This window comes from Shewanella sp. 10N.7 (genome assembly GCF_020806285.1).
GTDB lineage: Bacteria > Pseudomonadota > Gammaproteobacteria > Enterobacterales > Shewanellaceae > Shewanella > Shewanella electrodiphila.
Genome location: NZ_JAJGZS010000011.1, coordinates 36,905 through 62,958 on the forward strand (window position 1 = coordinate 36,905; position 26,054 = coordinate 62,958).

At 40.7% G+C, this 26,054-nt stretch carries 19 protein-coding genes; 7 read left to right on the forward strand and 12 right to left on the reverse strand.

All coding sequences use genetic code 11. The features are described 5' to 3' along the window. Positions 1-153: 153 nt before the first annotated feature. Positions 154-555 carry a nuclear transport factor 2 family protein gene (locus tag LMH66_RS08880; RefSeq protein ID WP_229369392.1) on the reverse strand — a complete coding sequence of 134 codons (402 nt, stop codon included), beginning with the start codon at positions 553-555 and terminating at the stop codon, positions 154-156. Beyond that, positions 555-1,400 carry an enoyl-CoA hydratase/isomerase family protein gene (locus tag LMH66_RS08885; RefSeq protein WP_229369394.1) on the reverse strand — a complete coding sequence of 282 codons (846 nt, stop codon included), beginning with the start codon at positions 1,398-1,400 and terminating at the stop codon, positions 555-557. The genes LMH66_RS08880 and LMH66_RS08885 overlap by 1 nt, the downstream gene beginning before the upstream one ends. 791 nt (positions 1,401-2,191) lie before the next feature. Between LMH66_RS08885 and LMH66_RS08890 the strand changes: the two genes are divergently transcribed. Beyond that, positions 2,192-4,162, forward strand: a complete 1,971-nt coding sequence (locus LMH66_RS08890) for a BCCT family transporter (protein WP_102526108.1) — start codon at positions 2,192-2,194, stop codon at positions 4,160-4,162. A gap of 196 nt (positions 4,163-4,358) precedes the next feature. Here the strand turns inward: LMH66_RS08890 and LMH66_RS08895 are convergent, their stop codons facing one another. The 5 genes from LMH66_RS08895 to LMH66_RS08915 form a co-directional block, all read right to left on the reverse strand. Then, positions 4,359-5,129 (reverse strand): outer membrane protein OmpK, encoded by a 771-nt coding sequence (locus LMH66_RS08895; protein WP_229369396.1) that lies wholly within the window; start codon positions 5,127-5,129, stop codon positions 4,359-4,361. Between the two features lie 421 nt (positions 5,130-5,550). Then, entirely contained in the window at positions 5,551-8,688 is a 3,138-nt protein-coding gene (locus LMH66_RS08900) for an efflux RND transporter permease subunit (RefSeq protein WP_229369398.1), read from the reverse strand. Further along, positions 8,685-9,950, reverse strand: coding sequence for an efflux RND transporter periplasmic adaptor subunit (locus tag LMH66_RS08905; RefSeq protein WP_229369400.1), 1,266 nt, complete (start codon positions 9,948-9,950; stop codon positions 8,685-8,687). Before LMH66_RS08905 ends, LMH66_RS08900 begins: the two co-directional genes overlap by 4 nt. Position 9,951: 1 nt before the next feature. Beyond that, positions 9,952-11,334: a TolC family protein gene (locus tag LMH66_RS08910; RefSeq protein WP_229369401.1), complete on the reverse strand. Its 1,383-nt coding sequence runs from the start codon at positions 11,332-11,334 to the stop codon at positions 9,952-9,954. 387 nt (positions 11,335-11,721) lie between these two features. Continuing rightward, on the reverse strand, positions 11,722-13,836 hold the full coding sequence (locus LMH66_RS08915; protein WP_229369403.1) for a TonB-dependent siderophore receptor: 2,115 nt from the start codon (positions 13,834-13,836) through the stop codon (positions 11,722-11,724). A gap of 398 nt (positions 13,837-14,234) precedes the next feature. Here LMH66_RS08915 and LMH66_RS08920 point away from each other — a divergent pair, with 398 nt between their 5' ends. The 3 genes from LMH66_RS08920 to LMH66_RS08930 all read left to right on the forward strand — a co-directional run bounded on the left by LMH66_RS08920 (position 14,235) and on the right by LMH66_RS08930 (position 16,698). Then, positions 14,235-14,528, forward strand: a complete 294-nt coding sequence (locus LMH66_RS08920; protein ID WP_229369404.1) for a hypothetical protein — start codon at positions 14,235-14,237, stop codon at positions 14,526-14,528. 313 nt (positions 14,529-14,841) lie between these two features. After that, positions 14,842-15,723 carry a TolB family protein gene (locus LMH66_RS08925; RefSeq protein WP_229369405.1) on the forward strand — a complete coding sequence of 294 codons (882 nt, stop codon included), beginning with the start codon at positions 14,842-14,844 and terminating at the stop codon, positions 15,721-15,723. 387 nt (positions 15,724-16,110) lie between these two features. Then, positions 16,111-16,698, forward strand: coding sequence for a NapC/NirT family cytochrome c (locus LMH66_RS08930; protein WP_267869129.1), 588 nt, complete (start codon positions 16,111-16,113; stop codon positions 16,696-16,698). 18 nt (positions 16,699-16,716) lie between these two features. Here LMH66_RS08930 and LMH66_RS08935 read toward each other — a convergent pair whose 3' ends face one another. The 3 genes from LMH66_RS08935 to LMH66_RS08945 form a co-directional block, all read right to left on the reverse strand. After that, on the reverse strand, positions 16,717-17,070 hold the full coding sequence (locus tag LMH66_RS08935; protein ID WP_229369406.1) for a HopJ type III effector protein: 354 nt from the start codon (positions 17,068-17,070) through the stop codon (positions 16,717-16,719). A gap of 184 nt (positions 17,071-17,254) precedes the next feature. Continuing rightward, entirely contained in the window at positions 17,255-17,944 is a 690-nt protein-coding gene (locus LMH66_RS08940; protein ID WP_229369407.1) for a cupin domain-containing protein, read from the reverse strand. Positions 17,945-18,119: 175 nt separating this feature from the next. Next, positions 18,120-19,112, reverse strand: a complete 993-nt coding sequence (locus LMH66_RS08945) for a cytochrome-c peroxidase (RefSeq protein WP_102528905.1) — start codon at positions 19,110-19,112, stop codon at positions 18,120-18,122. Between the two features lie 486 nt (positions 19,113-19,598). Here LMH66_RS08945 and LMH66_RS08950 point away from each other — a divergent pair, with 486 nt between their 5' ends. From LMH66_RS08950 to rpiA, 3 genes are all read left to right on the forward strand, one after another. Next, entirely contained in the window at positions 19,599-20,915 is a 1,317-nt protein-coding gene (locus LMH66_RS08950; RefSeq protein ID WP_229369408.1) for an ATP-binding protein, read from the forward strand. 11 nt (positions 20,916-20,926) lie between these two features. Continuing rightward, entirely contained in the window at positions 20,927-21,751 is an 825-nt protein-coding gene (locus LMH66_RS08955; RefSeq protein WP_229369409.1) for a mechanosensitive ion channel family protein, read from the forward strand. Between the two features lie 92 nt (positions 21,752-21,843). Then, entirely contained in the window at positions 21,844-22,506 is a 663-nt protein-coding gene (gene rpiA, locus LMH66_RS08960; protein WP_229369410.1) for a ribose-5-phosphate isomerase RpiA, read from the forward strand. A gap of 119 nt (positions 22,507-22,625) precedes the next feature. Here the strand turns inward: rpiA and LMH66_RS08965 are convergent, their stop codons facing one another. Both LMH66_RS08965 and LMH66_RS08970 read right to left on the reverse strand, forming a co-directional pair. Further along, positions 22,626-23,714 carry a methyl-accepting chemotaxis protein gene (locus tag LMH66_RS08965; protein ID WP_229369411.1) on the reverse strand — a complete coding sequence of 363 codons (1,089 nt, stop codon included), beginning with the start codon at positions 23,712-23,714 and terminating at the stop codon, positions 22,626-22,628. 219 nt (positions 23,715-23,933) lie between these two features. Next, complete coding sequence (locus LMH66_RS08970) at positions 23,934-25,799, reverse strand: methyl-accepting chemotaxis protein (protein WP_229369412.1); 1,866 nt, start codon at positions 25,797-25,799, stop codon at positions 23,934-23,936. Positions 25,800-26,054 lie beyond the last annotated feature (255 nt).

Sequence of the window (26,054 nt, forward strand, 5' to 3'; positions counted from 1 at the left end):
CCGTAACCAGCAAGTCCCAGCGTTCAACATTAGTAACACCGGCCCAATGTGACAAATAAGCTATTTACATAAACCCGCTGTAGGTCATCGATTTCTTAAAATCCCATAAAAAAAGAGGCCCATAAGTTTCCTTAGGGCCTCACTTTTAACTGACTAATCAAAAAATACCCGCCTAACTTGGTCGGTATCGGCATACTCTTTGATGGTTTCAATTCTTCCATCTTTTACAATAATTAAATAATGATAAAGGTTGTTATAACGCTTACCATTTTTAAGTTCGCCCAATGACTCAACCTCAACTGCAACACGATTATCATCAATAGTCCAAGCTTTCGTCGTCATCATCAACTGACCAACCATCAACTCTTTAACGCTTATCATTAAATCTTTTATACCCTGCTTATCCATTTCTCCTGAAATAGGTAAGCCACCTTGCTGTCCCATCATTCGCCAACGAACATCATCATCTAATAAAGACAAAACACCATCGATATCAGACTCAGTGAATAATTCGAAAAAACGAGACACAAGTTGCTTATGCCCTGCGGCGTTCATTAGTTAATGTCCTGAACATTCATCACTAACTCGTTCCACTTGCGTTGATTTTCAATATCGTGCTCTAAACCTTGTTCATCAGCAATAGTAAAACGCTTAATGGCGGGTGTTTTACTGGTTGCTTGGTACAACCAATAAGCTTCAGCTTTTAACGCTTCATCAATGGGTTTATCGATAGACTCATAAACAGCTTGCTTACAGGCATTGATTGACTCTGCAGGGAACTGCGCAATACGGTTAGCCAAGCTGTCGACGTACTCACCAATTTCATCGGGCTCGAGCGCTCTATTAATCGTGCCATAGGCTTCTGCTTCATCGGCATCAAAGTCACGCGCACTTAAAATAATCTCTAACGCTCTACCTAAACCAGCTTGACGTGCCATACGAGATGCCCCGCCACCACATGGCAGAATGCCCATACCCACTTCCATCTGCATAAATTTAAACTTACCACGAGCAGCAAAACGCATATCTAAAGCCAGTGCTAACTCATGGCCACCGCCTCTTGCGAAACCTTCAAGTTTTGCAATAGTCGCTTGGGGAACTTTACTGATCCGTTCACATACGGATTGTAAATCTAACAGCTGAGCCTCTTCACGGGATACCGCTTCTACAGACATATCTTTAAGTAGTTCAGTATCATAATGACAAACCCAAATTTCAGGATTTGCAGATTGAAAAACGACCACCTTGGTATTGCGATCTCGCTCTAAACGCATTGCTAAGCTATTCAAGTCGGCAAGCATTTCTTGTCCTTGAACATTGACCGCGCCAAAATCAAATGTAACCGTTAAAACACCTGCTTTTTGTTCCGTTGTGAATGTTTGAAAACCTGCATATTTCATAATTAACTCTCCATAGAATAACGTCATTTGAATACATAGTTAGCAGCTATTGCATTGCTTCTAACTTGTGAATTCATCTTAGGTTATTCACTTAATGTTTATTATCGGGCAAACACTGCAATCAGTTTCAACAAAATATTAACAATTGCTTTTAAATGAGTTAACAACTTGAGTAGGCAGAGCTTTTAATTACTTGAGGCATTATTGCAACATTCATCAGGTTGGCTAAAAGACAAAATAAAAGTATTATTTTTAAAGTTAGGTCGAAGTAGATACCAAATGAGATTAAATGAGATTCAATGTTGGATGTTCGCCATTGATAGTTCGCTATTGATAAGTTCACCGTTTTTCATCAATGAGTCGACATGTGCCATGTTATGGCTTAATGAACCTCTAAATAAGTGAAAGGCCTTTTTCTAGTCGATTGTGACAGGCGAATCCACAATGTTGGCTTTAAGTCAGTGCAAAACACCTGGTCATTGCCGAGCGTTTAAGTCATAGCACCAACCAGAGATTGAATGAGTAGGTGCATAATTAGTGAGATCAAAGTCAGACCTCCTTCAACTTTTTCACACTTCCCCTAACAAGCTGTTACACTGCGCACCCTAAAAATTTGTTAGCCCTAAACGACACGATTTTATCTTGCTCTCCCCCTAAACCCGTTGTCTCTGTGAGTGTGCGAATTACCCAATAAATGATTGCTTTAGCCGCAATCGATTAGAACATGCCTATACTTAGCTTGTGTTAACAATAAGTCTCAGCGTTCATAACCCCATATACAGGTCCCAATCATGTTTAAGAAATCGAGTATTTATCCTCCGGTTTTCTTCCCTTCTGTGCTGCTTATATTTGTCATGGTATTTATCTGTGCGGTTTGGCCAGAGCAAGCCAGTATCTTTTTCAAATCGATTCAAAGCTATTTAGAAGTCAAAGCAGGCTGGTTGTATATTGTTGGGGTCGCGATATTCCTTATCTTTATCATCTTTGTCATGGTCAGCCGTTTCGGAGATATCAAACTAGGTCCTGATCACTCCGTCCCTGATTACAGCTTTAAAAGCTGGGCCTCGATGTTGTTTTCTGCCGGCATGGGAATTGGATTAATGTTTTTTGGCGTTGCTGAACCCGTGATGCATTATCTCGCGCCACCTGATGCAACACCTGAGACACTGGAAGCCGCTAAAGAAGCCTTGAATATTACCTTTTATCATTATGGTATTCATATTTGGGCGATTTATGCCGTTGTGGCACTTAGCCTAGCGTACTTCTCATACCGTCATAAATTACCCTTACTGCCTCGGTCTGCGTTATATCCTTTAATTGGAGAGCGCATTTACGGCCCTATCGGCCATGCCGTTGATACGTTTGCGGTGCTCGGCACCATGTTTGGTGTCGCCACCTCTTTAGGTTTTGGCGTACTGCAAGTTAATTCAGGCTTAAGTTATTTATTTGATGGGGTGCCAAATAACCCAACAGTGCAGGTGGTTATCATTATGATGATCACCGCTATCGCAACACTCTCTGTTTTTGCAGGCTTAGACAAAGGCGTTAAACGCTTAAGTGTACTCAACCTCACACTGGCCTTGCTACTGTTAACTGCGGTTTTACTGCTCGGCCCGACCGTGATGTTACTGCAAGCATTTGTGCAAAATACCGGGGGCTATTTAAGCGATATTGTCGGAAAAACCTTTAATCTATATGCCTATGAGCAAAAAGATGATTGGTTAGGTGGCTGGACATTATTGTACTGGGGGTGGTGGATTTCATGGTCGCCATTTGTCGGCACCTTCATTGCTCGAGTCAGTCGTGGCCGTACCATTCGTGAGTTTATCGCTGGGGTGTTATTTTTCCCTACTGGGGTGACATTCTTGTGGATGACGGTATTTGGTAATAGCGCCATCGACCTAATCAGAAACCAAGGCGCAACCTATCTATCTGAAGCCGTATCAAGTGATGTGTCAGTAGCCTTGTTTAGATTTTTTGAGCATCTACCATTTTCGACCGCATTATCAGTGTTAGCTATTTTCTTGGTGGTGACTTTCTTTATTACTTCATCTGATTCTGGTTCGTTAGTGATTGATAATTTAACCTCAGGCGGCAATGAGCAATCACCCGCAGGCCAACGTGTATTCTGGGCCATATTACAAGGAGTTGTTGCCAGCGTATTATTACTGGCTGGGGGGTTACAAGCACTACAAACAGCTGCCATTGCCAGTGCGCTGCCCATTATGATTGTCATGCTTTTGATGTGTATTGGTTTATACAAAGCCTTGCAAGATGATCGCTTAAAACTTGAAAGCGTGCAGCAACACCATACTGGGGTTCAATTTGCCAAAACTAGCATAAGTTGGAAAGAACGAGTCAATATATTGGTGTCTCACCCCAGTAAAGAGGATGCGCAACAATTCTTGAATACTGTTGCTAAGCCTGGTTTAGAAGAAGTGGTAAAAATATTTTTAGCCAACAATACCCCTGCTGTTATTACTCAGCATGATAAACGAGTGCGGTTATTGATTGGTAACAATGAAGCATTACAGTTTGCTTATGGTTTACGTATTCGCGCATTTACAATGAATGGCGCTGATATCGAAGGCTTTGCTAGCGAGCAAGATTATTACCGAGTAGAAGTATTTTTAGAGCACGGCGGGCAACATTATGATGTGATGGGATACACCCAAGAGCAAATAATCGCTGACGTGATTAATCAATATGAACGCTACCTGCACTACCAACATCTATCTAATTCTGAGTTAGTAACAGACTAATCGGATAGCTAAGTCAGTATGAGAATGTACTCATACTGACGCTATTGCTTAACCCAAGTATTCAGCTTGCAGGTGACATTCAGGCTATCGACACTTCAGTCACTTTACCTATCTGAATCGGTAAATTGAAAGTGTTAGCCAGCCAGAACTCATTACATCTTTATCAATAAAGTTAAGTAATAAGTTAATCCAGACATTAGAAATGGTATTTAACGAGTAAGCTAGTTACGCTTTGGTCAGTATCAAAGCCTGAACTGCTTTTTATACCGTATTTATTTTTCCAATAATCATATTCAATACCAACTAATAACGCGCTATCACCTAACCCCACTTGTTTGCCTAAGTCATATTTAAGCTGCGGGTTAAAGTGGAAGTTTTTCTCATAGCTGCCATCAGAATCGACTACCCAATCAATAAAGCCATCAAACACAATACTAGACTCGCCAACAGGCCAGCTCATTTTCCATGTTGGAGTAATTTGCCATGTATCGCCATCACGGCCATCAGGCAGGCGCTTATACATATTTAATTGGAAAAAATCGAAACCTGGAATCGCTAAATCAAAGCCTGCACCAATCAAAAATGATTCAACATCGCCTTCACCAAACTCCACGGTAGTCGCAATTAATACGTCTTTTACAAAACCCATTTCTACAGGTTTATCTAACATTTTGCTAAAGCTAAAACGTGGGGCGAACTCACCGTAATAGGTTGTTTCACCATTTAAAAAATCTTCTTCGCCATTATATTTAGTAAAGTCCACAAACATGAACAAATCACCAATATTCCAGCCACTAGCATGTTCAAATGTGATCGTTTGCTGGGTTTTCGGGTTCACTTTAAAATTATCACCATACAGATAAGACAAACTATTATCTTGCCAATGGACTATCTCTGTTGAAGTTGCGTCATTTGCAGCAACAAAAGGAGCCTGACAAAGCAGTATCAAGGCGAGAAAACGTTTCATATTAAGTCCTTGTAAATATAAGTTTTGTAAAACATACAGTGATGATTTTACAAGTAAATCAGCAAATACCTTTTGTTCTTATTTCAGAACAGCTCCAACTATTATGACATTTAGCTGAGTCACTTTTAAGTAGATAAATACTCCAAAATATAACAAGTGTGTTTTGATAAGCATAAACAGGCAAGTAAATAAGTAGACCAATAGTAAACAGAATTTTGATTCAAATACTATATTGAATAGAAGTAATAGATAACCACCTAATTAAATAATCGAACGGCATAATTGTTTGGTTTAACACGATCAAAAAAGGGGGAACAATCTCTGTTCCCCCTTTTGGGTCTTCGCTAATATAGGCATTCAGACTAATTTAGCCCCACAGCCCTATGCGATATACGACGTACAATATATACGATATGTAGAACTAAGATTTAGCCACACCAAAAGCATCATCAAACGTCTGGTCTAAACTTGCGTGATCCACTTTATTACCCTTTAATCGCTCAACCACAAGGTAATTAACTGGCACCAAAATCAAGGTGATAAAGGTGGCAAAGATAATCCCGAAGCCTAGTGAAATCGCCATTGGAATTAAGAACTGCGCTTGGGTAGACTTTTCGAGTAACAAGGGCATCAGACCAATAAAGGTGGTTAAACTGGTCAACATAACCGGTCTAAATCGTTTTGTGCCTGCGGTTAATACCGCCTCGGCTAATGGCATACCTTCAATACGTTTTTTATTGATAAAATCCACCAGCACTAACGAGTCATTAACCACAACCCCTACCAGTGCAAGCATCCCTAAAATACTGAAAATGGTGAGTGGCGATCCCATAAACCAGTGACCGAGTACCGCACCAATTAAACCAAAGGGGATCACACTCATCACAATTAGCGGCTGAATGTATGATTTGAACGGTATCGCCAATAGGCTATAAATCATAAACAACACGAACACTAAGCCCCACTGCAATGAACCAAAGCTGTCTCGTTGCTCACGCGCTTCGCCTTCAAGCGAATGGCGCACACCAGGGTATTGCTGCACTAAACCATCAAGATAGACCTTAAGATCGGCTTGAAGTACTGTCATATTGGTGTTGTCTTTATCCACATCCGCAGTGACATTTAACACTCGATAGCGATCGATTCTTCGAATGCTAGATGGGCTTTTACCTGAGGTCATTTTCGCCACATGGCCAAGCGGCACTTGTGTGCCTTGACTCGTGGTAATCAATACCTTTTTAAGGTCATCCAATGACTGACGTTCGTCCAATGGCAAACGTAACATTACCCGCACATCATCACGGCCGCGTTGTATACGTTGTACTTCGGCGCCAAAATAGAAACTTCTGACTTGGCTTGAAACTTCCTGACGGGTTAAGCCTAAGGCTTTACCTTGTTCGGTTAACTCAATTAACAGCTCTTCTTTACCGTTAGATAAACTGTCGGCAATATCAAATACGGTCGGATAGGTTTTCAAGTGTTGTTTTACTTGGTCGGCAATTTCTCGCAATGTCTCAAGGGAATTCGCACTTAACTGCACATCAATTGGATCAGAGCTTCGGCCGATTTCAGCACGATAGGTCACAGACTCCGCCCCCGGAATATCACCGACACTACGGCGCCACTCAGTTAGTAACTGCCGTGAAGTAATATCTGACTCACGCTTTTCTGCAGGGGTGATTTCAAAACGAACGCCCCCCGCATTTGATGTGCCACCACGGCCTCCTGTGGTCGCTAGAATATTAATGATCACACTCTCGCCCGTATCTTCGTCTCGATACTTTTCTTGCAGCGCCTCAGCTTTAGCGGCAATAGCAATAATATGTGCGTTAGTCACCTCAAATGGGGTGCCTGCTGGCATGGTCAAGTTTAGACGTACCGTTTCACTGGGAATGCGCGGGAAGAAGGTAAACTTAGTCCAGCCCGTAGCCAGTAACGCTGCAATAATCAGCAAAATACTCAGGAATAAACTTAACGTCGCAGTTTTATGCTTTAGCGCTATGCGCAAGAATGGTTGATAAAACTTAATAATTGCATGTTCAAACCCATCTGCGAATTTTTGCTGAAACACCTCAAACTTATTGTATTGGTCCTTATCGTTACGCAGTTTAATGTACTTAAGGTGAGCAGGCAGAACAAACTTAGATTCGATTAATGAGAACAATAAAACTGGGATAACTACAATCGCAATCTGGCCAAATATTGCCCCTCTATTCCCCTCGATAAACAACATAGGTAAAAAGGCAGTAATCGTTGTAAGAATACCAAAGGTCACGGGCGCAGCCACTTCTTGCGTACCCAAAATCGCCGCATGTTCGCCATTGGGAGAAGTCTTAAGGTGAGTATAAATATTCTCGCCGGTCACAATCGCATCATCGACCACAATACCCAGTACCAGAATAAAACCAAATAAACTGATGACGTTTAATGAAACACCAAAAAACGGCATAAAGATAAAAGCGCCCATAAAAGACACTGGAATACCGATAAAAACCCAAATCGCAATGGAAGGACGTAAAAACAGTGTCAGCAATAGCAGAACCAAAATACCGCCCTGCAGTGCACTGCCTGTTAACGTGGCAATACGGTTTTTAACGATTTCAGAATCATCATCCCAGTAGCTAAGGCCATAACCTTCAGGCAGTGTTGCCTGACGTGAATCAATATAGCCTTTGACTTGATCAGCAACATCAATCGCACTTTGCTGGCCAATACGATAGACATCAATAAAGGCAGCCTGCTGGCCATTAAAACGGGTTCTTACTGGGGTTTCTTCAAAACCATCTTCGACATTAGCAATATCACCTAAGCGAATAATGGTGCCGTCTGCAGCAGATTTAATCGCGATATTGGAAAACTCATCTTTATAATAAGCTTGGCCTTTTGAGCGCAGTAAAATATCGCCGCCTTGGGTTTTTAAGTTACCCGCTGAGATATCGGTACTGGAGGCATTAATTGCCCGCGACACTTCACTAAGGGTTAAATTATATTGGCGTAACTTGTTTTGCGATAACGCTAACGACACCTCATAGTTACGCACTCCGCTTAAATCCATTTGGGTCACGTCATCAAGTCGCAGTAATTCATCACGCACGACTTCAGCAAACTCAATGGTTTCTTTTTCGCTGTATTTACCTGTTACCGTCACTGCAATCACTTCACGCTTTCGTTGGGCAAGCGCTATCACAGGTTTTTCAGCATCAGCAGGAAAAGTATTAATCGCATCGACTCGACTTTTAATATCGGCCAACATGTCACGAGGGTCGTAGCCACTATCAACCTCAATCGTCACCCGAGAGGATGACTCAGATGAACTCGACGTGATTTTTTCAATCCCTTCTAAATCTTGCACCGCTTCTTCAATGCGAATTGTCACCCCTTTTTCGACATCTTCAGGGGTAGCTCCACGCAGCGAGACACTTACTGATATTCGTTCAGATTCAACCGTTGGAAATACCTCTAGCGGGATCTGAGTAGACAATGAACCTAAACCTAATACCAGTAGCAACAGCATCAACAAATTGGCTGCGACATGGTTTTTAGCAAACCAAGCAATCATGGTCGTTGCTCCTCTTTGGTCGCTTTATCTGCCGCCTTATCTGCGACTAGCTTAGCTTTAGGCGGCTTATCACCTCGACGCGGACCAGGTTCACCTTTATCAGACTGAGCGGCTTTACTCGTTTGGCCCACGATTGAGACTGGCGTGCCAGAACTCACTTGACCAAGGGAAGTCGTTACCAATTCATCGCCACTTTGTAAGCCTGCTCTAATTACTGAGTCTTGGCTGTTTTGCCATCTTGTGGTGATTTCTCTGCGCAGTAATACGCCGTCATTTACCACATAGACATAAGCGCCTTGATAAATAGCTTTAGTTGGAATAACTAACGCTTGCTTAAGTTTTTTACCGGCAATATTAGCTGTCAGGTATTGTCCAATTTTAAGCGGCATTTGCTGACTTGCTTGATACACAAATGGGTCGTCAATTTGCGCGACAACGTAAAGCTGCTGCGAGTTACTATCGATGGCCCCTTCAGTGCGAATAAGTTCTCCTTCCCACTTTTGCAAGCCAATTAAATCCGACTCAAAACTTACTTTGGCAACGCTTTTCTTACCTTGCTCAGGGAGCTCAACTAAACCTAAATCGCTGTTGTTAATCGGTAAGCGAATTTCAACATAATCGGTTGCGTAAATAGTGGCTAACTGGCCATTGGTTGACACTACGCGGCCGACATCAACATGCTTTTCGAGTATTCGTCCTGAAAATGGTGCGACTACATGAGTTCGCTCTAGTGCTAAATTGGCTTTCTCTAATGACGCTTGATTAGATAACATCGCCGCTCGCGCTGCGGCTAATTGTGGCTCACGTAATACTAATGAGGTTGGCTCACGGCCATTACTAAGACGCTGCCAATCTGCAAGTGCCTGATTGGTGCGGGCTTGTTCTTCTAACAATTGTTGTCTCGCCAGCATTAATCCAGATTCGGCAATTTTTACTTCTGCTTGATAATCTCGGTCATCAAGCTGGACTAACACTTCCCCTTTTTCAAAAAAGCCACCTTCACGGAAGTTAGGGCTAATAGATAAGATTTGCCCTGATGCTTGCGTGACTAACACACTTTGGGTACGCGGTTTTACCACGCCAAAGCTGCTCACCTGAATCTGATAATCCTGCGGTTTAACTATCAGTGTTTCTACCGACATTGCAGCCACAGCCATTGGTTTGCCACGTTTGCTACTTGGTGGATTTGAAGTAATCACTATGATACTGACGATAGCAATCGCAATAATGCCTGCGGGGATAAGGTATTTCTTATTCATCATATTATTCTTCTTCTGTAACACTCGCATCCAGATCGCCACCTAAAGCTAGGTGTAGTCCGATACGGTTGGCAATAATTTGGTTTTTTAAGCTAATGACTGAGCTTTGGGCAACAAAGGCGCGCGTTTGAGCATCCAACACAGTGGTATAGCTGACTAGACCCACCTGGTATTGCTCAAATGATAACGTTTCAGCTTGAATAGCATTTTCTTGTGCTTTTAAAGTCGCGCGGTATTGTTGCTGCAGACTGGCATCTAAATCTAGATTGTTCTCAACCCGTTCAAAAGCGTTAAACAAGGTACTGAGATACTGTTGCTCTTGCTGCTTCAGCTTTAATTTCTGTTGTTCTGTGAGCGACGCTAATCGGCCCGCATTAAAAATAGGTGCGGTAATACCTGCAAACACAGACCATGAGCTGTAGTCACCACTTAATAAGTTGGCAATGTCACTGCTGGCAGTGCCAATATCGGCACCTAAACTCAATGATGGGTATCGCTGTTTTTGGGTATAAGCCACTAACGCATCTTGCGACAGTAGTTGGTACCAAGCGGCTTTTAATTCAGGTTTGCGTTTGACTAACTCACTGGGCACGCCAATTTTTATCCCTTGTGGCAGCAATGGTAGTTTTTCATCAATCAATAATTTGCCCGCAGGATAGCCACCTAACAGTCGCTCTAGGGTTCTGACATCTTGATTTCGCTGACTACGCTGGGATAGCAGATTGGAGTTTTCAGTATAAAATTCATTTTGTGTTAGATAGACATCTAATGCGGCATTTAAGCCTTGCAGATAACCTGATTCAATAATCTCAAAATTCAGGCGAGCATTTTCAGTGCGGCGCTCAAACAACTTCACTAGTTCATTTGATGTCACTACCTTGTAATAGGCAATGACCAAATCTGCCACCAAAGCATCTCTTGCTTGCTGATAGTTAGCTTCAGCGGTTAATAAATTCAGTTTTGAGGCTCTGGCGTTATCAGATAACTTACCCCAGATATCGAGTTCATAACTTAAGTTTAGACTCAGGCTATTAGCACTAGAAGACGTGTCATTATTGCCACTTCGGGAGCTATTCGCACCAAGGTTTAGCTCAGGCCAAAAGCTTGAATCGCTCACATTGAGCTGCTGCTTTTTGACCTCAACTTCTAATGCTAGCTGTATGAGTGCTTGGTTGGTGTTTAAGCCAATGCTGATAAATTCTAATAACTGATCTGTCGCTATTGGTGTTACCCAACTTTGATTGTCTTTTAACGACTCAGCATCGGTATGCCAAGAAGGAGGAAGTTGCGGCTTAACCAAAGGCTCATCGACATAGGATGAGCTGGTGCAAGCAGACAAAATGACCAGCGAAGTTGCTAAAGCCACTTTAGTGAAATGTCTTTTCATCAATTGGAAATCCATTTTCGTTATTATTATGCAATTCATTATTATTTAGATGTTACGCAATTGATTCTAAATAGTTCACATTTTAAAGAAAATAGCCAAACAATAACTTTGCATAGCTTTACAAAGCGCTTCTAGTTACCCGCCTATGAAAATCAATACATCAATACATCAATACATTAATGATAGTGTGATGAAAAGTGAGAAAAGAATTAGCTGAGAGGTAGGAGGGAATTAGATATAACATTGAATGAATAATGTCATGATGACATATCCCCGTCCGTTTTAAAGACAACAAAAAAGCGACCTAGGGTCGCTTTTTAATGTTAACTGTTGTCAATGAGGACTGCTGCCGAAGTTCAACAACGCAGTAGCAAGTCTAAGCAGCGATTAAAACTGATACTTAACACTCGCGGTGAAATTAATCGGCTCACCCGGCATAGTCCATAACTTATGGTACGAGCTTTCAAAATACTGCTGATTAAATAAGTTATTTACATCAATCATCAAACTAAATCTGCTGGTTAAATCTACCGCCGCAGATAAGTTAACTAAGGTGTATGCAGGTAGAATATAGTCTGGGTCGGTTGTCTCACCTAAACGGTCACCAACGTAATTTACCGTGGCGCCAAAGTAAGCTTCTTTACCCATAATGTCAGTGTAATGTCTTAATGCAACATGGCCGACATGCTCTGCAACGTTTATTAAGCGTGATCCTTTAGGAATTGGCACACCCCAGTCGTTATCAATTAAGTCTTTCGCAGTTCTCGCATCCGTATAAGCATAAACGAGTTCAAGACTGGTATCATCGGTCAGTAAAGTGCTCAGCTGAAATTCAACGCCCTGACTTTCTACTTCACCTAATGTGGCAGACAGGCCAGTATCAGGCTCCGCTGTTAGCATATTGGTTTTGCTTGCGTCATAAAGTGCGAGGCTACCTGAAAATCTATCGGCGACATTTTGCCACTTAAGGCCCACTTCAAACGACTTTGTTTGTTCAGGTTCAAAGGCATTTCTGTCTGAATCTAGACCTGAGTTCGGTCTGAACCCTTCTGCATAGCTGGTGTACAGATTGATGTTGTCACCTAATTCATAAACAAACCCAAAACGCGAAGACACTTCAGTTTGGTCTTGTTCGTGTTCTTCGTTATCCAGTTTGTTCAAAATTTGCTGATTAAATCGATCAACCCTGAAGCCCAACAATAATTTTGCTTTATCGGTTAACTCAATCAAATCTTGCGCATAAAAGCCAACACCTGTTTGCTCTTCTGATGTCAATGTCGTTGGTGATGTTTCAGGCTGAAACATAGTGTAATCAGGGTTGTTCGGGTCAATTGAATAGGTATCGTCACCTGAGCCCCAAGCTGTTCGCCATACTCGGTAATCAGTGTCTAACTGGAAGTTATAATAATCTAATCCAACTAAAAGATTATTCTTAAATCCTCCTAATTCTACGTCACCACTGATCTCGAAGCGCGCTGACAAATCTTGTGCTTGATAGTCACGCTCTCTTCGTTGTCTTGATAGCGTATTTGGATCGGTATAAATCAACTGGCGACCGTCAGAAAGCTCTGCATCTGAAGACTGTCCTTTAAACGATGAATCTCGATAAGCTAAGCCGGTTAATAAGTGCCAATTATTATTAAGCTGATGATTTAATAATAATTGGTGACCTAGTGCCTTAACGGTATGGTCGCCATCTCTGGTGTCACCATAAAAAGCCGAAGTATCAACAGCATCAAAGTCATTATCTAAAACGTATACACCACGTTCTAACGGCTTACGTTGATCGAGAATTTCCATTTCATAGCTTAAGCTAGTGGCATCTGAAATATTCCACAAAAGAGACGGACTTAAATTTAAACTTTGAACATCAACATGATCGCGATAGGTATCTGAATCTTCATAAAAACCATTGATACGGTAAGCGACATCATCACTAATGCCTTTAGTGTGGTCAAACTCAACTTGCTTAGTATCGTAGTTACCTAAAGTCCCTTGAATATAGCCTTGTTCTTCAAACTGAGGCTTTTTAGTAACGATATTGACGGTACCACCTGGCTCACCTTGACCGTACAATGCCGAGCCTGGTCCTTTCATTACTTCAATGGTTTCAATATTAGCGGTGTTTCTATTACCGTTATAACCCCGTGAATTAAAACCATTCACTAAGTAACCTGTTGGATTGTTTTCATCCCCAGAAAAACCGCGAATAGCAAAGCTATCAAACATGCCACCAGAATTGTTTTGTCTTACGATACTTGGAGAAAAATCTAAGGCATCCATAAAACGAGTAATACCCTCGTTTTTTATCGTGTCAGCATTAATTCTATCGACAGCTTGTGGTGTATCAATCAATGGCACATTACCGCGATATGGTTGCCAATGTCTTCTCACCTCAATACGTTCAATATCATCATTCATTTCTGACGTTTGGTTAATATTATCCTGTCCTATCGCGCCATTAGAAATGACAATTAGTGAACATAAAAGCTGTTTTTTCACGTGCTTTTCTCTGTGAGGGGTTGATTTGAAGCGCGATGTTACAACATATCATTTTAATCGTCAAAGCTAGTCCATGAATTAATTGTTACTGTAAGTGCTACATAGTAATAAGCACTAATTTAATACCTCAATTTTTAAGGGGTCATGAAGTATAAGGTCACTCAATGCCAATAGGCTGGAATCGAATACATTAGGTTCATTGCCTTCCTGAATTACTACTCGTTTACCCCTACACAAACATATACATTATTCGTTTCAAGGGATTAGGATTCTAATCTTAAAGCTCCAAAGATAATTATCTGCACTAGACAGTTCATTTATTATTCAATAAGATAAAAGTGTGACGAAGATCATCTTTCTACTAATGCAGTTTAGAGAAATGAATTACAGGAGTTTTTATGAAATCGTTATCTTACAAAGTATCAATCCTAGCAGCGTCAGTTTTAATGGCTGCTAATGCGTCTGCTATGGTCATCGAATGTAATGATTGCAGTCCAGAGCAACGACTATCTTCAATTAACAATCAAGTGTCTGGCCCAGTATTTATCGTCGATTTTGTCAACAAAACTGTCGACAAGTATCAAGTCACTGAAGACGGAAAAACTCAAGTGCTAGATCCTACCAAAGCCGATGTTAGTCAACTAAACCAGCAGTTTGCTCATCGAAAAACTTATCTAAGAGATCCAAAATAAGCAAATTGTTAGATAACGTTTATGCGAACTTTTCTCATAAACGTTATTTTAATGATGTAGACCAAGCCACTGTTAACATCCCAACCTCTAGAATTATCCTCCCCAGTTATTAAGTATCCACTGTACAATTTTCTATCTAGATCTAATTTCCAACTTAAAGGGTCAGCAACATAAAACACCGAGGTTTTCGCTTCCACAAAAAGCGAATTCGAGTTCACATAAGTGTGGATTTATAAAACAAACCCTTGTATCCTCCGTTCAAATTCATCAAACCTGCTTTACTAAAGCAAAAGAAATCACCAATAGGCATTTCATGAAAAAAACCATAATAACAATCAGCTTATGCATGATGTCACTCCACACTTTTGCATCGACTCCTGCTTACTATAACCCTGGAGCGGCCAACAAAACTGTTGAATTCGCTCCTGGGATTATTTCTACAGCCGATCATTTTGAAATTAATACTGTGTTTAACAAAGCAGGAGATAAGGTCATTTTTGCCCGTTGTGCTGACGATTTTAGTCACTGCACTATGATGCAATCAGACTTTAGCAATGGTCAGTGGCAAGCACCGTCAGCCTTATCTATTTCTGGTGATTACCTCGATGCAGATCCTTATTACAGTGCCGATTACTCTCAGCTATATTTTGTCTCTAAAAGACCCATTTCAGAGGGTGAGGATGAAGCACCTGAGGTCAATTTGTGGCGAACGACTTGGGCTGAAGGCCAATGGCAAACACCTGAATACTTAACTGATGTTAATTCTGCCGCAGCAGACTTATACCCGTCACTCACTGACAAAGGCGAGTTATACTTTCCTTCATTTAGGGACAACGGTCGCCATATGTATGTTGCTCAGCCTAAAGGAGATGGCTTTGACACTCCAAGACCATTGCCAAGCCATATTTATGGTATGAAAGGTAACATTGGTGATTCGGCGGTGTCTCGAGACGGCAAGACGATCGTTTTTAGTATCAAGGATCGCGATGATAGCCTCGGAAAAGGCGATTTATATCTGTCTAAGTTAATCGATGGCGAATGGACAGTGGCAAAAAGTCTAGGCAGTAAAGTGAATACAGCAGACCATGAGTTCACTCCAATTATCTCACCTAACGGCGAGTATTTGTTCTTTACCCGTATTGAAAATGGCAAAGGTAACTTGTACCAGATTAAACTTTCTGCATTAGCGATTTAACCAAAATAAAAATACATAGCAAGGGAGGTTTCCCTTGTTTGCTTGTTCCCTCCTCTTTCTAATGTCATTAAAAATGATCCATTTATCACTAAAAACACTATTACACTGATGACAGTATGTTCGCCAACGCCTTTAAGTTAGCTTCTTTTAGCATCCGTACTATATGTTTACCCAACAAACTCGCAGATAATCTGACACCGCTTATACTGATTGAGTCGGGTTAATTTTTTATATTACTGCGGCCAGCTGTCATCCATTACCTAATCGTGTAAAGAGTCGTTTAAAGAGTCGTTTAAAAAGTCGTTTAAAGAGTCGTTTAAAGAGTCGTGTAAAGAGTCGTTTAAAGAGTCAATTACAACTCCTTTTCTATTCATTTATGAGTGAAATATGAAAAAATTAATCGCGTTACTGAATACTGTTTGGCAAGTGATGAAAAAGCCGAGTGTCCATTACAGCTTAGGCTTTCTGGTAATAGGCGGCTTTATTGCTGGGATCATTTTTTGGGGTGCATTTAATACTGCATTAGAAATGTCGAGTACCGAGGAGTTTTGTAGCAGTTGCCATCAAAATGTCTATGAAGAAATGAAACCAACGATTCATTTTACCAACCGTAGCGGTGTACGAGCCACCTGTCACGATTGTCATGTGCCCCATAAATGGACCGATAAAATAGCGCGAAAAATGCAAGCCTCAAAAGAGATTTGGGCGCATTTAGTCGGGTCGATTAATACGCCTGAAAAATTTGAAGCTAAACGCCGCCAATTAGCCGAACATGAATGGCGACGCCTTAAAGCCAACAACTCTTTAGAGTGCCGAAATTGCCATGAGTTCGACTATATGGACTTCACTCGCCAATCAACCCGCGCAGCTGATATGCATTCAACCTACTTAGAAAGCGGCGCACAAACCTGTATTGATTGCCATAAAGGCATTGCTCATCAATTACCAGATATGGCGGGAGTTGAAGGTTATTAAAGGTTGAACTAGCTGCAACTATGCGGTTTTTAATGCTAATGCGCTGCTTGTAAATTTAATACCGTCCCAGCCATTAAGCATAAATTGACGGATATTTTGGTGGTCATTCCCTTGTGGAGTGGCCACGACATCTCGATAATGCTGACCAAATAAACTCAAGGTTTGTTGCTCATTTAGCTGATGCAACATCCCAAAAGCAAACACCTTACAAGAGCCGGCATTTTCTCCTTCAGCATTGCTCTGTTGACCATTAGTAAACGCACATGGCGTAAACACATAATGCGCCTCAATAATCGCCATAGTATCTTCAAATAGAATGTTCTGTGGGCTATCGATAGCCTTGATGAAGTTTGCTAGTGTTGATTGAGTCATTAAGTGCTGTCCTAGTTTATGTTGATATCAATTGGGTGATATTCTTGCCTAATTCTATAGCTGCAGTCATCTGTCCATTACAGCGATAACACCATAAATGCCCTGTAAAATAAGATCAATTGAAACAATTTCTTATTAGCACGCAAACGACAAGATTGATTTAATAAAAACCATATCAAGGCCGCTATTCATCTATCATCAAATGGCCAACCTTAACCAGAATCACCGTATCTTGTTCTACAAAGGGGTTGTGCTGACTTAAGTGTGGACTGCGGATCCAAGTGCCTGCTGGATATCGACCTAACTCATCAATAAATTCGCCACTGATAACGTATATCTCTTCGCCGCCAAAATGACGATGAGGCTGAAATTGACAGCCAGCAGGCCAAAACACTAATGCTGTCGATTCGGTTAAATGCTGATGCAGCGGCATCACTTGCAAGTCCCCTTGGCCTGGTAGCCAATCAGTATGATGAGTATCTACCCTAACTTGTTCAATGTCAGTGGTTTGAAACTGATGTAACTTAACCAGTAACTCGCAGCCTTGCTCACTAAATGGTGCGTGGCTGAAACCTTCAGGGTTACGGATATAGGTGCCCGCTGGATAATCTCCGGTTTCATCAGAAAAGACTCCTGATAAAACTAAAATCTCTTCACCTAAAGGATGCGGATGTGACGTAAAGCTTGCACCGGCATCATACTTAACAATACTAGTCGCATGGCCACGTTCCGCTTCTTCTCTGGCTAAACGTTTACGCCATACACCTTTGGCAGGACTTTTATCCCACTCAAGCATATGAGTATTAATAACAATTCGTTGGCTAAAATCCATATTCAGTGAATCAGTCTTACTGGTATTGTTAGCGGTATTCATATTCTTTTTCTCCACTCAATCTATGCCGTTATCATAGGCTTATTGGTGATGAATAAAAAGCAGGCACAATTTGGAGTGGTAGGTACTTTTAGGTCCTATTTATTGATTATTAAACATAAAAAAGCCTACTCAAAAAATTGAGTAGGCTTTTTTCAGCTAAATTGAGGGCTGCTAGTTACTTCTTAAATGGCACCGGACGTGGTGTGTTCTCATTTGAAGGTGGCAAAATTGGTAACATAATTTGTGGTTGGTCACCAGTTAAGCTCTTCAAGAAGTCTACCATTTGCTTGGTTTCAACTTCGGTCATAGTCTGACCTAGCTGAATGTCTGCCATAGTGTTAACGGCTTCTTCTAATGTCCAAACGCTACCATCGTGGAAGTAGGGATAAGTTAGTTCGATATTACGTAAGGTTGGTACTTTAAAGACGAATTTATCCGCATCTTTACCCGTTACGCCTTTACGCCCTACCGCAGGGTTGTCAGTATGAAACGGCTTAACTAGGCCCATTTTCATGTACATGGTGCCACCAACAGCAGGGCCGCTATGACAGGCTACACAACCTTTATCTTTAAACAATTGATAACCCGCTTTCGCATCAGCAGTAATCGCTTTTTTATCGCCTTCTAAATACTGATCAAACGGGCTATTTGGGGTTACTAAGGTTTTTTCAAATACGGCAATTGCATCGGTAATTCTGTCGATATTCACTTCATCTGAACCGTAAATAGCTTTAAAGCGTTCTACATACCCAGGCATTGAAGCAATAGTTCCGACTGCCAATTCATGGGTGTAACCCATTTCTTTTGGATTATCGATAGGGCCTGCAGCTTGCTCTTTTAAATCAGCCGCTCGACCGTCCCAAAATTGCGCTAGCATGTACTCAGCGTTTAATACTGTTGGTGAGTTAATTGGACCTTCTTGCCACTCATGGCCAATCGAGGTTGGCAGGGCATCAACACCACCTAAAGATAGATTATGACAAGAGTTACAAGAGATAAACCCAGACATTGACAAACGTGGTTCAAAAAATAGCATTTTGCCTAGTTCAACTTTTTCAGGTTCGGTGATCACAGCAGGCTTGATCACTTCGATTGGCTCACTGGCCTGTGAGGTAGAGATTGAAAAAATTGATGCCATCAAAATTGCAACTGAGGTTAGCTTCGTCATAACTAATAACCTTATAGGGTATGTGGTTTATTTGAAGCCATCATATACGCCACTTTTTATGAGTTAAAACGACAAAATTCGATTGGGTCTATCGTGTATTTTGATGATAAAAATGCGACCTAAATCACTGTTTATTATTACAAATAAGATAGGTTATCACTTAATTAGTTTACAGCTAAACAGTGTATTCAAAATACCGGTTACAACCGAGATAGATCACACCCCAAAGAGCGAAAAACCATCACCGTTGATGTTATTTCAGCTTTAAAATGACACTTTTAGATTAGACATTTTTACAGTTTCACCTTCATGTACTGTCAATTTCCGATTTTTTAGCCTTTAGGTTGAGCCGAAATCCCAATTTATGATTCAAGCTATTGAATAAGTGTTCGTTCAATTAAGTATGCTAAAGTTAACTTAAGCTAAGTAAAATCAATGGAATTAAGCCAAGAGCTTGCATGTGTCGACAATGAAGGTAGCGATTAAATGGATGTTCAACTCCCACGCGTTTCAAAAGCATGGCAATCAATAAAAAACCTAATATCAGGACAATCGACTAGCAGTCATGATGGCGACAGCATTGAAGGCAAACTTTCGCTTAAGGAAATAAGCCAACTTTATCCCCGTGACACAACCATACTTTCTGAAGTAGAAAAGTGTCTGCTTTATCATCCAATAAGAACTGACTTACAGCCTTTAGCAAATAAGCTTGCCGAGTCAGTCGCCCTTGATAGTCAAGATGTTCAGCTAATTCAGCAGTCAAATCAGCAGCAAATTGAAACGCCTCTCCAAGCGGTAAATAGTCAGTTTATTGGCCGAGATGTTCAGCAGAAAAAGGTCAGTGATGCGATCTCTCGTTGGCAAAATAATAAAGGCGAGTTAACCGCGGTGATAGGCCCGTTTGGCTCTGGCGTTAGCTCTTTTCTGAATCAATTTCATCATCAATATCATCAACAAGTGCCAGTCACTTACGTCAGCTTTTACCACGCAGCGCTCACGACCAAAGAAGCCATCGCTAACTTGTGTTATTGCTTCAATATTACCGATGAGCCCAAATCCATCACTGAAGCAATTGCACTTATTAATCAACAAGACTCACACATCATTATCATTGATGACTTACATAAACTGATGTTGAGAATGATGGGCAACTATCAAGCTTTAGTGACCTTCGCGACAGTTATCATGGAAACACGCCAACAGCATTGCTGGATCCTAGGCTGTGAAACCTATGTATGGCATCGCTTATCGTCACAATACTCCATCACAAACTTCGTCAAAATTATCGTTAGATTAGAATACTTTTCTTTATTAGAGTTTCGAGATGTCATCCAAGCTAAAACCGCTAATATTAGCCTGACTTTAACAAGTGATGGCAATGAAGAAACAGAGAAAGCCGCATTTGAACAGCTAACAAAGCAATTGCACCAAGTCAGTGGCGGTCACAGCAAACTCGCCTGTGTTTTACTATTTAATGCGTTAACCGAAGACCCTAATCACCCTTTAAGCATAAAACCAATATGCACACCGGACTTAGCAACACTTAAACAATGTACTGATGAAGATTTATTTAGCTTGGCTGAGATCTATGTTCATGGAGGCTTACGCATATTTCAGCATGCTGAAATTTTTGCCACCAGCATAGAACAAAGCTCATTAAAATTAGAATATCTTTCACGCCAGGGCTTACTTAAACCTCATTACTCAAAGTTGGACTTTGCTCAGCATTACTACGTCATTCCCCCAACATTAACCCGGCTTATCGCCAGTCATTTAGTTAATCACAATAAACTTTACTTGTAGGAGCAATAAGCATGGATGATTCACGTAAAGCACTACAAGCCATACTCGACATTATTTCTTTTGATAAATTATTAGCTTTTGCCACCGTATGTTTATTTGCTTGGCTGCTTATGGTTATCGTGCAATTTGTGTTGAAACAGCTCACCATCAAACTGCCAAAATACCGTTTACTCTGGAGTCGTTTATACCCTTTTGCGCGCTTATTTGTTTGGGCTACCGTGATGATTTACACCATCACTGAAATCATCGACCCTCACGAGAATTTGATATTAGCCGTTATTGGTTCCATCGGGATTGTATTAGGTTTAGCGACACAAGAGCCCGCTAAAAATATGATTGCTGGACTGATTATTATGATCACCCCGCCTTATCGAGTGGGTGATATGGTCACGCTTTCAGGTCACTATGGTGAGGTGATTCAACTTGATTGGAGTGTCACCTGGCTACGCACTTTTGATGACAATACTGTCATGGTGCCCAACGCTGAGGCCTTAAAAACGGCGGTGTCGAATGCTAACAGTGGCGCATTAGATGAAATGGTAGTGGTGACATTTAAGCTACCCATTAGCGTTGATCATCTGCACGCGATTCAACTGGCAAAAGAAGCCACTCAATGTTCGCCTTACACTTTTTTAGATAAACCCATTACGGTCAATATTGCCACTGATTATCAATATGGTGAGCATCTGATTACCTTAACGGTAAAAGCCTATGTGATGGATATTCGATTAGAGCGTAAATTTGCTAGTGACATAAATTTTCGAGTGCTAAATGCCTTTAAACAGGCAGAATTTTATTCTGTGTCAACTTCTGAGACCATTGATGCAATTAATTAAATCCTTGTCATATCTTGAACAGGCAAGCATTTGCTATACTCTTGCCCAAATTAATACTTACCATAGCTAAATAGCCACCTTAGGATGTTGATATGACCCAAGATGAAATGAAAAAAGCTGCCGGCTGGGCTGCACTAAAATACGTCGAAGAAAACAGTATTGTTGGTGTAGGAACTGGTTCAACGGTAAATCACTTTATTGATGCGTTAGCGACAATGAAGCACGACATTCAAGGGGCAGTTTCTAGCTCTGAAGCTTCAACAGAAAAATTGAAGCAATTAGGTATTGAAGTATTTGATATGAATAGCGTTGCTGATTTATCTGTTTATGTCGATGGAGCTGATGAAATCAATGCTCACATGGATATGATCAAAGGCGGCGGCGCTGCATTAACACGCGAAAAAATTGTTGCTGCAGTAGCAAAGAAGTTCGTCTGTATTGTAGATAATACTAAGCAAGTTGATGTGTTAGGTGAATTCCCACTACCAATCGAAGTTATTCCGATGGCACGTTCATATGTGGCACGTGAATTAGTTAAACTTGGCGGCGATCCTGTTTACCGTGAAGGTGTTGTAACGGATAACGGTAACGTTATTTTAGATATGTACAACTATAAAATTCTTGACCCTAAAGCACTCGAAACTCAGCTTAACGCCATTGTTGGTGTTGTCACTAACGGCTTATTCGCTAATCGCGGTGCAGACGTATTATTGGTTGGCTCACCAGATGGTGTAAACACTATTGTGCCAGCATAAGCAGTCTGAAACCAAACAGTTTGAATAAATGGTTCATTGAACACTAAAAAGCCCAATCAGTGATTGGGCTTTTTGTTGGCTTGAATTTATTACAATTAAATTAATGTCTGCTAATTACCTTAGCTGCTTTGTGCAATCTCATCTAAACAAGCCATCACTTTCTCACTGGCTAACTCCATCGCTTCTAGGTATTTCAATGCATTTTCTTTCTCGCCAGCATTAATTAAAGAAAGCGCTTCAACCCCATTACAGTGCACAAGTTTATGTGGCTCATCTAGCCTTTTAAAGGCAGATAAATTGGCATAACTTTCCTTGCCTGTTGTTTGGTACCATTTACCTAATCGACACATAGTATGATCTGAAAATGTTCCAATCTCTTTTTGACTCGCTCCAGAAGCGACAGCATAAACATCGCCTTTCCATACAATATGATCCAACTTTACTGTTTGAATAAAGGTACGTAATGAAGCATGACCAATTGCATCTTTCATAGAAGTGCAGAATGAAATAATAGAATCATAATCCTCATTAAGAGATGACATCCCACCCGCTAACTCTGCATTACTACCTTGAATATCTTCAACTGAAAAAACAGTTTCATTGGTCGATTGAATAATTTGTTGCACTAACTCAGCAACTTCTTTAGCAGAACCATTGGTATTGCTTGCTAAGGCCCTCACCTCATCAGCAACGACACTAAAACCTCGACCTGCATCTCCAGCACGAGCTGCCTCAATTGCAGCATTCAAAGCTAACAAATTAGTTTGGTCAGAAATTTTTGAAATAGTCGCAACAAACGAATTGATGTTATCTGCCATTGAAGATAAACCAGATATATTAGTCGTTAAGCCAGTCATTTTTTGAGTGATTGTCTCTATGCCCTCAACCATGCTTTCAAGTGATTGATTTGAAGCATCTAGCGAGTCGTTAATTTGTTCACTCGCTTCTTTCTCATTATTAATATCAATATGAGCTTGAAGGACAGTGCCTCTAACTCCTTCAATATGTCCTAAGGATTGAATCGCACAATCTAGGAGCATTCCTCTAAATTTTGTATCTGAATTTTCTTGAATAGCATTGAATTGTTCATTTAGATGCGCATTGTTATCAGCTAATTGAGCATTTTCATTAGATAACTGATTAATTTTCTCTTTTAACGCATCATTTTCTTGTTGTAGTTGTGTATGACTCTTTCTTAAAACAAACATCGCTATCCCAATTATTCTTTTTATTTAATATCCACTTGAATTTAATATAAACCTTACACAAAAACACTTCACTGATTGGAACTCAATAATGTGGACTATTCCTGTAAATAGTTAATACTGATTTTAAAGCCAATTACATAAGCCCATTGCAAAAGCCATTTGCATAAACCCATTGCATAAACCCATTGCATATTAGAGCCTAATAAATGGCTTTTAGATTTAACTCACTTTAAATAAGCTCACCGCTTCATGTAATGACTCTGCTCGCTGTCTAACATCTTGTGTTGCCGCCGCATTCTCTTCAGTTGCATTGGCTGTTTCATCTGCAATATCACGGATCACCACTACATTTTTACCGACTTCTGCAGCCACCATACTTTGCTCTTCAATGGCGGTCGCAATTTGGGTACTCATGTCTGATATGGTTTGCACATCTTGGGTGATTGAGTTGAGTAAGTCCCCTGCTCCACCAGCTTGCTCGACGCTTTCTGAACCCTGCTGTTGACTGGCATCCATTAACTGCACAATCGAATGAGTACGGCTTTGCAAAGTTGAAATAATTTTCGAAATTTCTTCGGTGGACTCTTGGGTGCGCATGGCAAGGTTTCTGACCTCATCTGCCACTACCGCGAATCCTCTGCCTTGCTCACCGGCTCTAGCAGCCTCAATAGCAGCATTTAATGCCAGTAAATTAGTTTGTTCTGCAATACCTCTAATAACATCTAACACGCTGCCTATGGTTTCGCTGTCACGTTCTAAGTCTGCGACCACGTTTGATGAATCACTCAGCTGACTTGCTAAGCTTTGTATTTTCTCAATTGTCTGTTCAACACTGACTAAACCTTGCTGAGCATTGTCATTGGTTTCGTTGGCTTTAAGTGCTGCTTGCTCAGTATTACTGGCAATCTCATCAATGGTCGCCCCCATTTCAGTAATGGCTGTTGCGACCATGTCCGTTTCACTTAATTGTTTTGAAACGCCTTCAGATGCCGTAACAGCATTTTGAGTCAGCTCCTCGCAGGAGATATTCATCGCATCTACTGATTCGTTCACTTGCTCAATCAATTGCTGAAAACTGAGCACCATGGCATTAAAGTGTTTTGCAATTCTTGCAAGTTCATCGTTTTTGCTTTCATCACAACGAAGCGTTAAATCTTTATTCTTTTCAACTTCTGAGATCACCCGATTGATATCATTAATCGGCACCACAATACTGCGTAAAATAAGATAAGCAGAAATCGATAAGATCACGGAGATAAGCACAAAAATACTTACCCCTAAAATCAGCGCATTAGTTTCAGCTCCTGCAATTTGAGCATTAGTTTGTTCATGCAGATGAATAAGATCGGTATCCGTCCTTTTAATGGCTTCTCTTAGTTTCAGCATGTCACCATCATAAGCGGTTAAACCAAATAGCTTTTCTTTATCAGTTAATAAGATAAAACTTTTTTGATAAGCATCAGCCAATCCTGATAGTTGATTCTTGGTTGATGAATTGAGAGATGAAGACTGAAGTTGGGATTGGAATAAATCTAAATTCTTTTCGAATTTATCTAGGTAGCTTTGGGTCCGGCGTAACATAAAGTCTTTCTCGTTACGGCGCAACTGTAACATGGTGACTGATAACTCCGCTTGTCCTTGCTCTTTTAAAATGGTTTCAACATTATGAACTGACTTGCGTAAATCCCCATATAAACCCGTCTTCGGTGTTAAGCCTATTTCTGTTTGTAAAGTCACTAACTCAGCAAACATGGTTTTATAGGTGTCCAGACTTTGGTTAAAACTCGATAAGCTTTGAGTGGATAAACCACGATCGGTTAATGCCTCATTAAGCGCAGCTATCGTATTATTAATATCGACATAAATATTGTCATGTTCATCAATATATTTACTGTCTAACCGGGCAAAAAAGTCTTTTTCCGTCACTCGAAGTTGTAAAACTTCTCGCTCAATTTCAGTAATATTGTTGGCAGCGCCTGCCAAAGTCGATTTCACATCACTGGTATAGAGTTGCAATAAAAACATCGCGACAAATGCGACTAGTGACACCACAACACTCAATATTAACTTGGTACGAATTAGCATATAAATCCTTAATAACCTTAAGGTACATTAAAAATATAGATGCTTAATTACCTATTAGACAACTTTTAAGCAAACTAATTTTTATAGCCTGTATAAGCTAATAATGTATTAGCTTTCAGGATACTGACTGTATCTTTATCGACCAAAAGTTGATTTTCTAGATATTATTTTTTATATACGAGTAAACCTTTTACTAACTTGCTAATGTCTAATCTAGTAACTCGCACCCAAACGGATAAAACGGTGACCCTGAAC

Bases quoted from the DNA above. Each gene is read 5' to 3' on its own strand.
- LMH66_RS08880 (WP_229369392.1), bottom strand. From the start codon at position 555: ATGAACGCCGCAGGGCATAAGCAACTTGTGTCTCGTTTTTTCGAATTA.
- LMH66_RS08885 (WP_229369394.1), bottom strand. From the start codon at position 1,400: ATGAAATATGCAGGTTTTCAAACATTCACAACGGAACAAAAAGCAGGT.
- LMH66_RS08890 (WP_102526108.1), top strand. From the start codon at position 2,192: ATGTTTAAGAAATCGAGTATTTATCCTCCGGTTTTCTTCCCTTCTGTG.
- LMH66_RS08895 (WP_229369396.1), bottom strand. From the start codon at position 5,129: ATGAAACGTTTTCTCGCCTTGATACTGCTTTGTCAGGCTCCTTTTGTT.
- LMH66_RS08900 (WP_229369398.1), bottom strand. From the start codon at position 8,688: ATGATTGCTTGGTTTGCTAAAAACCATGTCGCAGCCAATTTGTTGATG.
- LMH66_RS08905 (WP_229369400.1), bottom strand. From the start codon at position 9,950: ATGATGAATAAGAAATACCTTATCCCCGCAGGCATTATTGCGATTGCT.
- LMH66_RS08910 (WP_229369401.1), bottom strand. From the start codon at position 11,334: ATGAAAAGACATTTCACTAAAGTGGCTTTAGCAACTTCGCTGGTCATT.
- LMH66_RS08920 (WP_229369404.1), top strand. From the start codon at position 14,235: ATGAAATCGTTATCTTACAAAGTATCAATCCTAGCAGCGTCAGTTTTA.
- LMH66_RS08925 (WP_229369405.1), top strand. From the start codon at position 14,842: ATGAAAAAAACCATAATAACAATCAGCTTATGCATGATGTCACTCCAC.
- LMH66_RS08930 (WP_267869129.1), top strand. From the start codon at position 16,111: ATGAAAAAATTAATCGCGTTACTGAATACTGTTTGGCAAGTGATGAAA.
- LMH66_RS08935 (WP_229369406.1), bottom strand. From the start codon at position 17,070: ATGACTCAATCAACACTAGCAAACTTCATCAAGGCTATCGATAGCCCA.
- LMH66_RS08940 (WP_229369407.1), bottom strand. From the start codon at position 17,944: ATGAATACCGCTAACAATACCAGTAAGACTGATTCACTGAATATGGAT.
- LMH66_RS08945 (WP_102528905.1), bottom strand. From the start codon at position 19,112: ATGACGAAGCTAACCTCAGTTGCAATTTTGATGGCATCAATTTTTTCA.
- LMH66_RS08950 (WP_229369408.1), top strand. From the start codon at position 19,599: ATGGATGTTCAACTCCCACGCGTTTCAAAAGCATGGCAATCAATAAAA.
- LMH66_RS08955 (WP_229369409.1), top strand. From the start codon at position 20,927: ATGGATGATTCACGTAAAGCACTACAAGCCATACTCGACATTATTTCT.
- rpiA (WP_229369410.1), top strand. From the start codon at position 21,844: ATGACCCAAGATGAAATGAAAAAAGCTGCCGGCTGGGCTGCACTAAAA.
- LMH66_RS08965 (WP_229369411.1), bottom strand. From the start codon at position 23,714: ATGTTTGTTTTAAGAAAGAGTCATACACAACTACAACAAGAAAATGAT.
- LMH66_RS08970 (WP_229369412.1), bottom strand. From the start codon at position 25,799: ATGCTAATTCGTACCAAGTTAATATTGAGTGTTGTGGTGTCACTAGTC.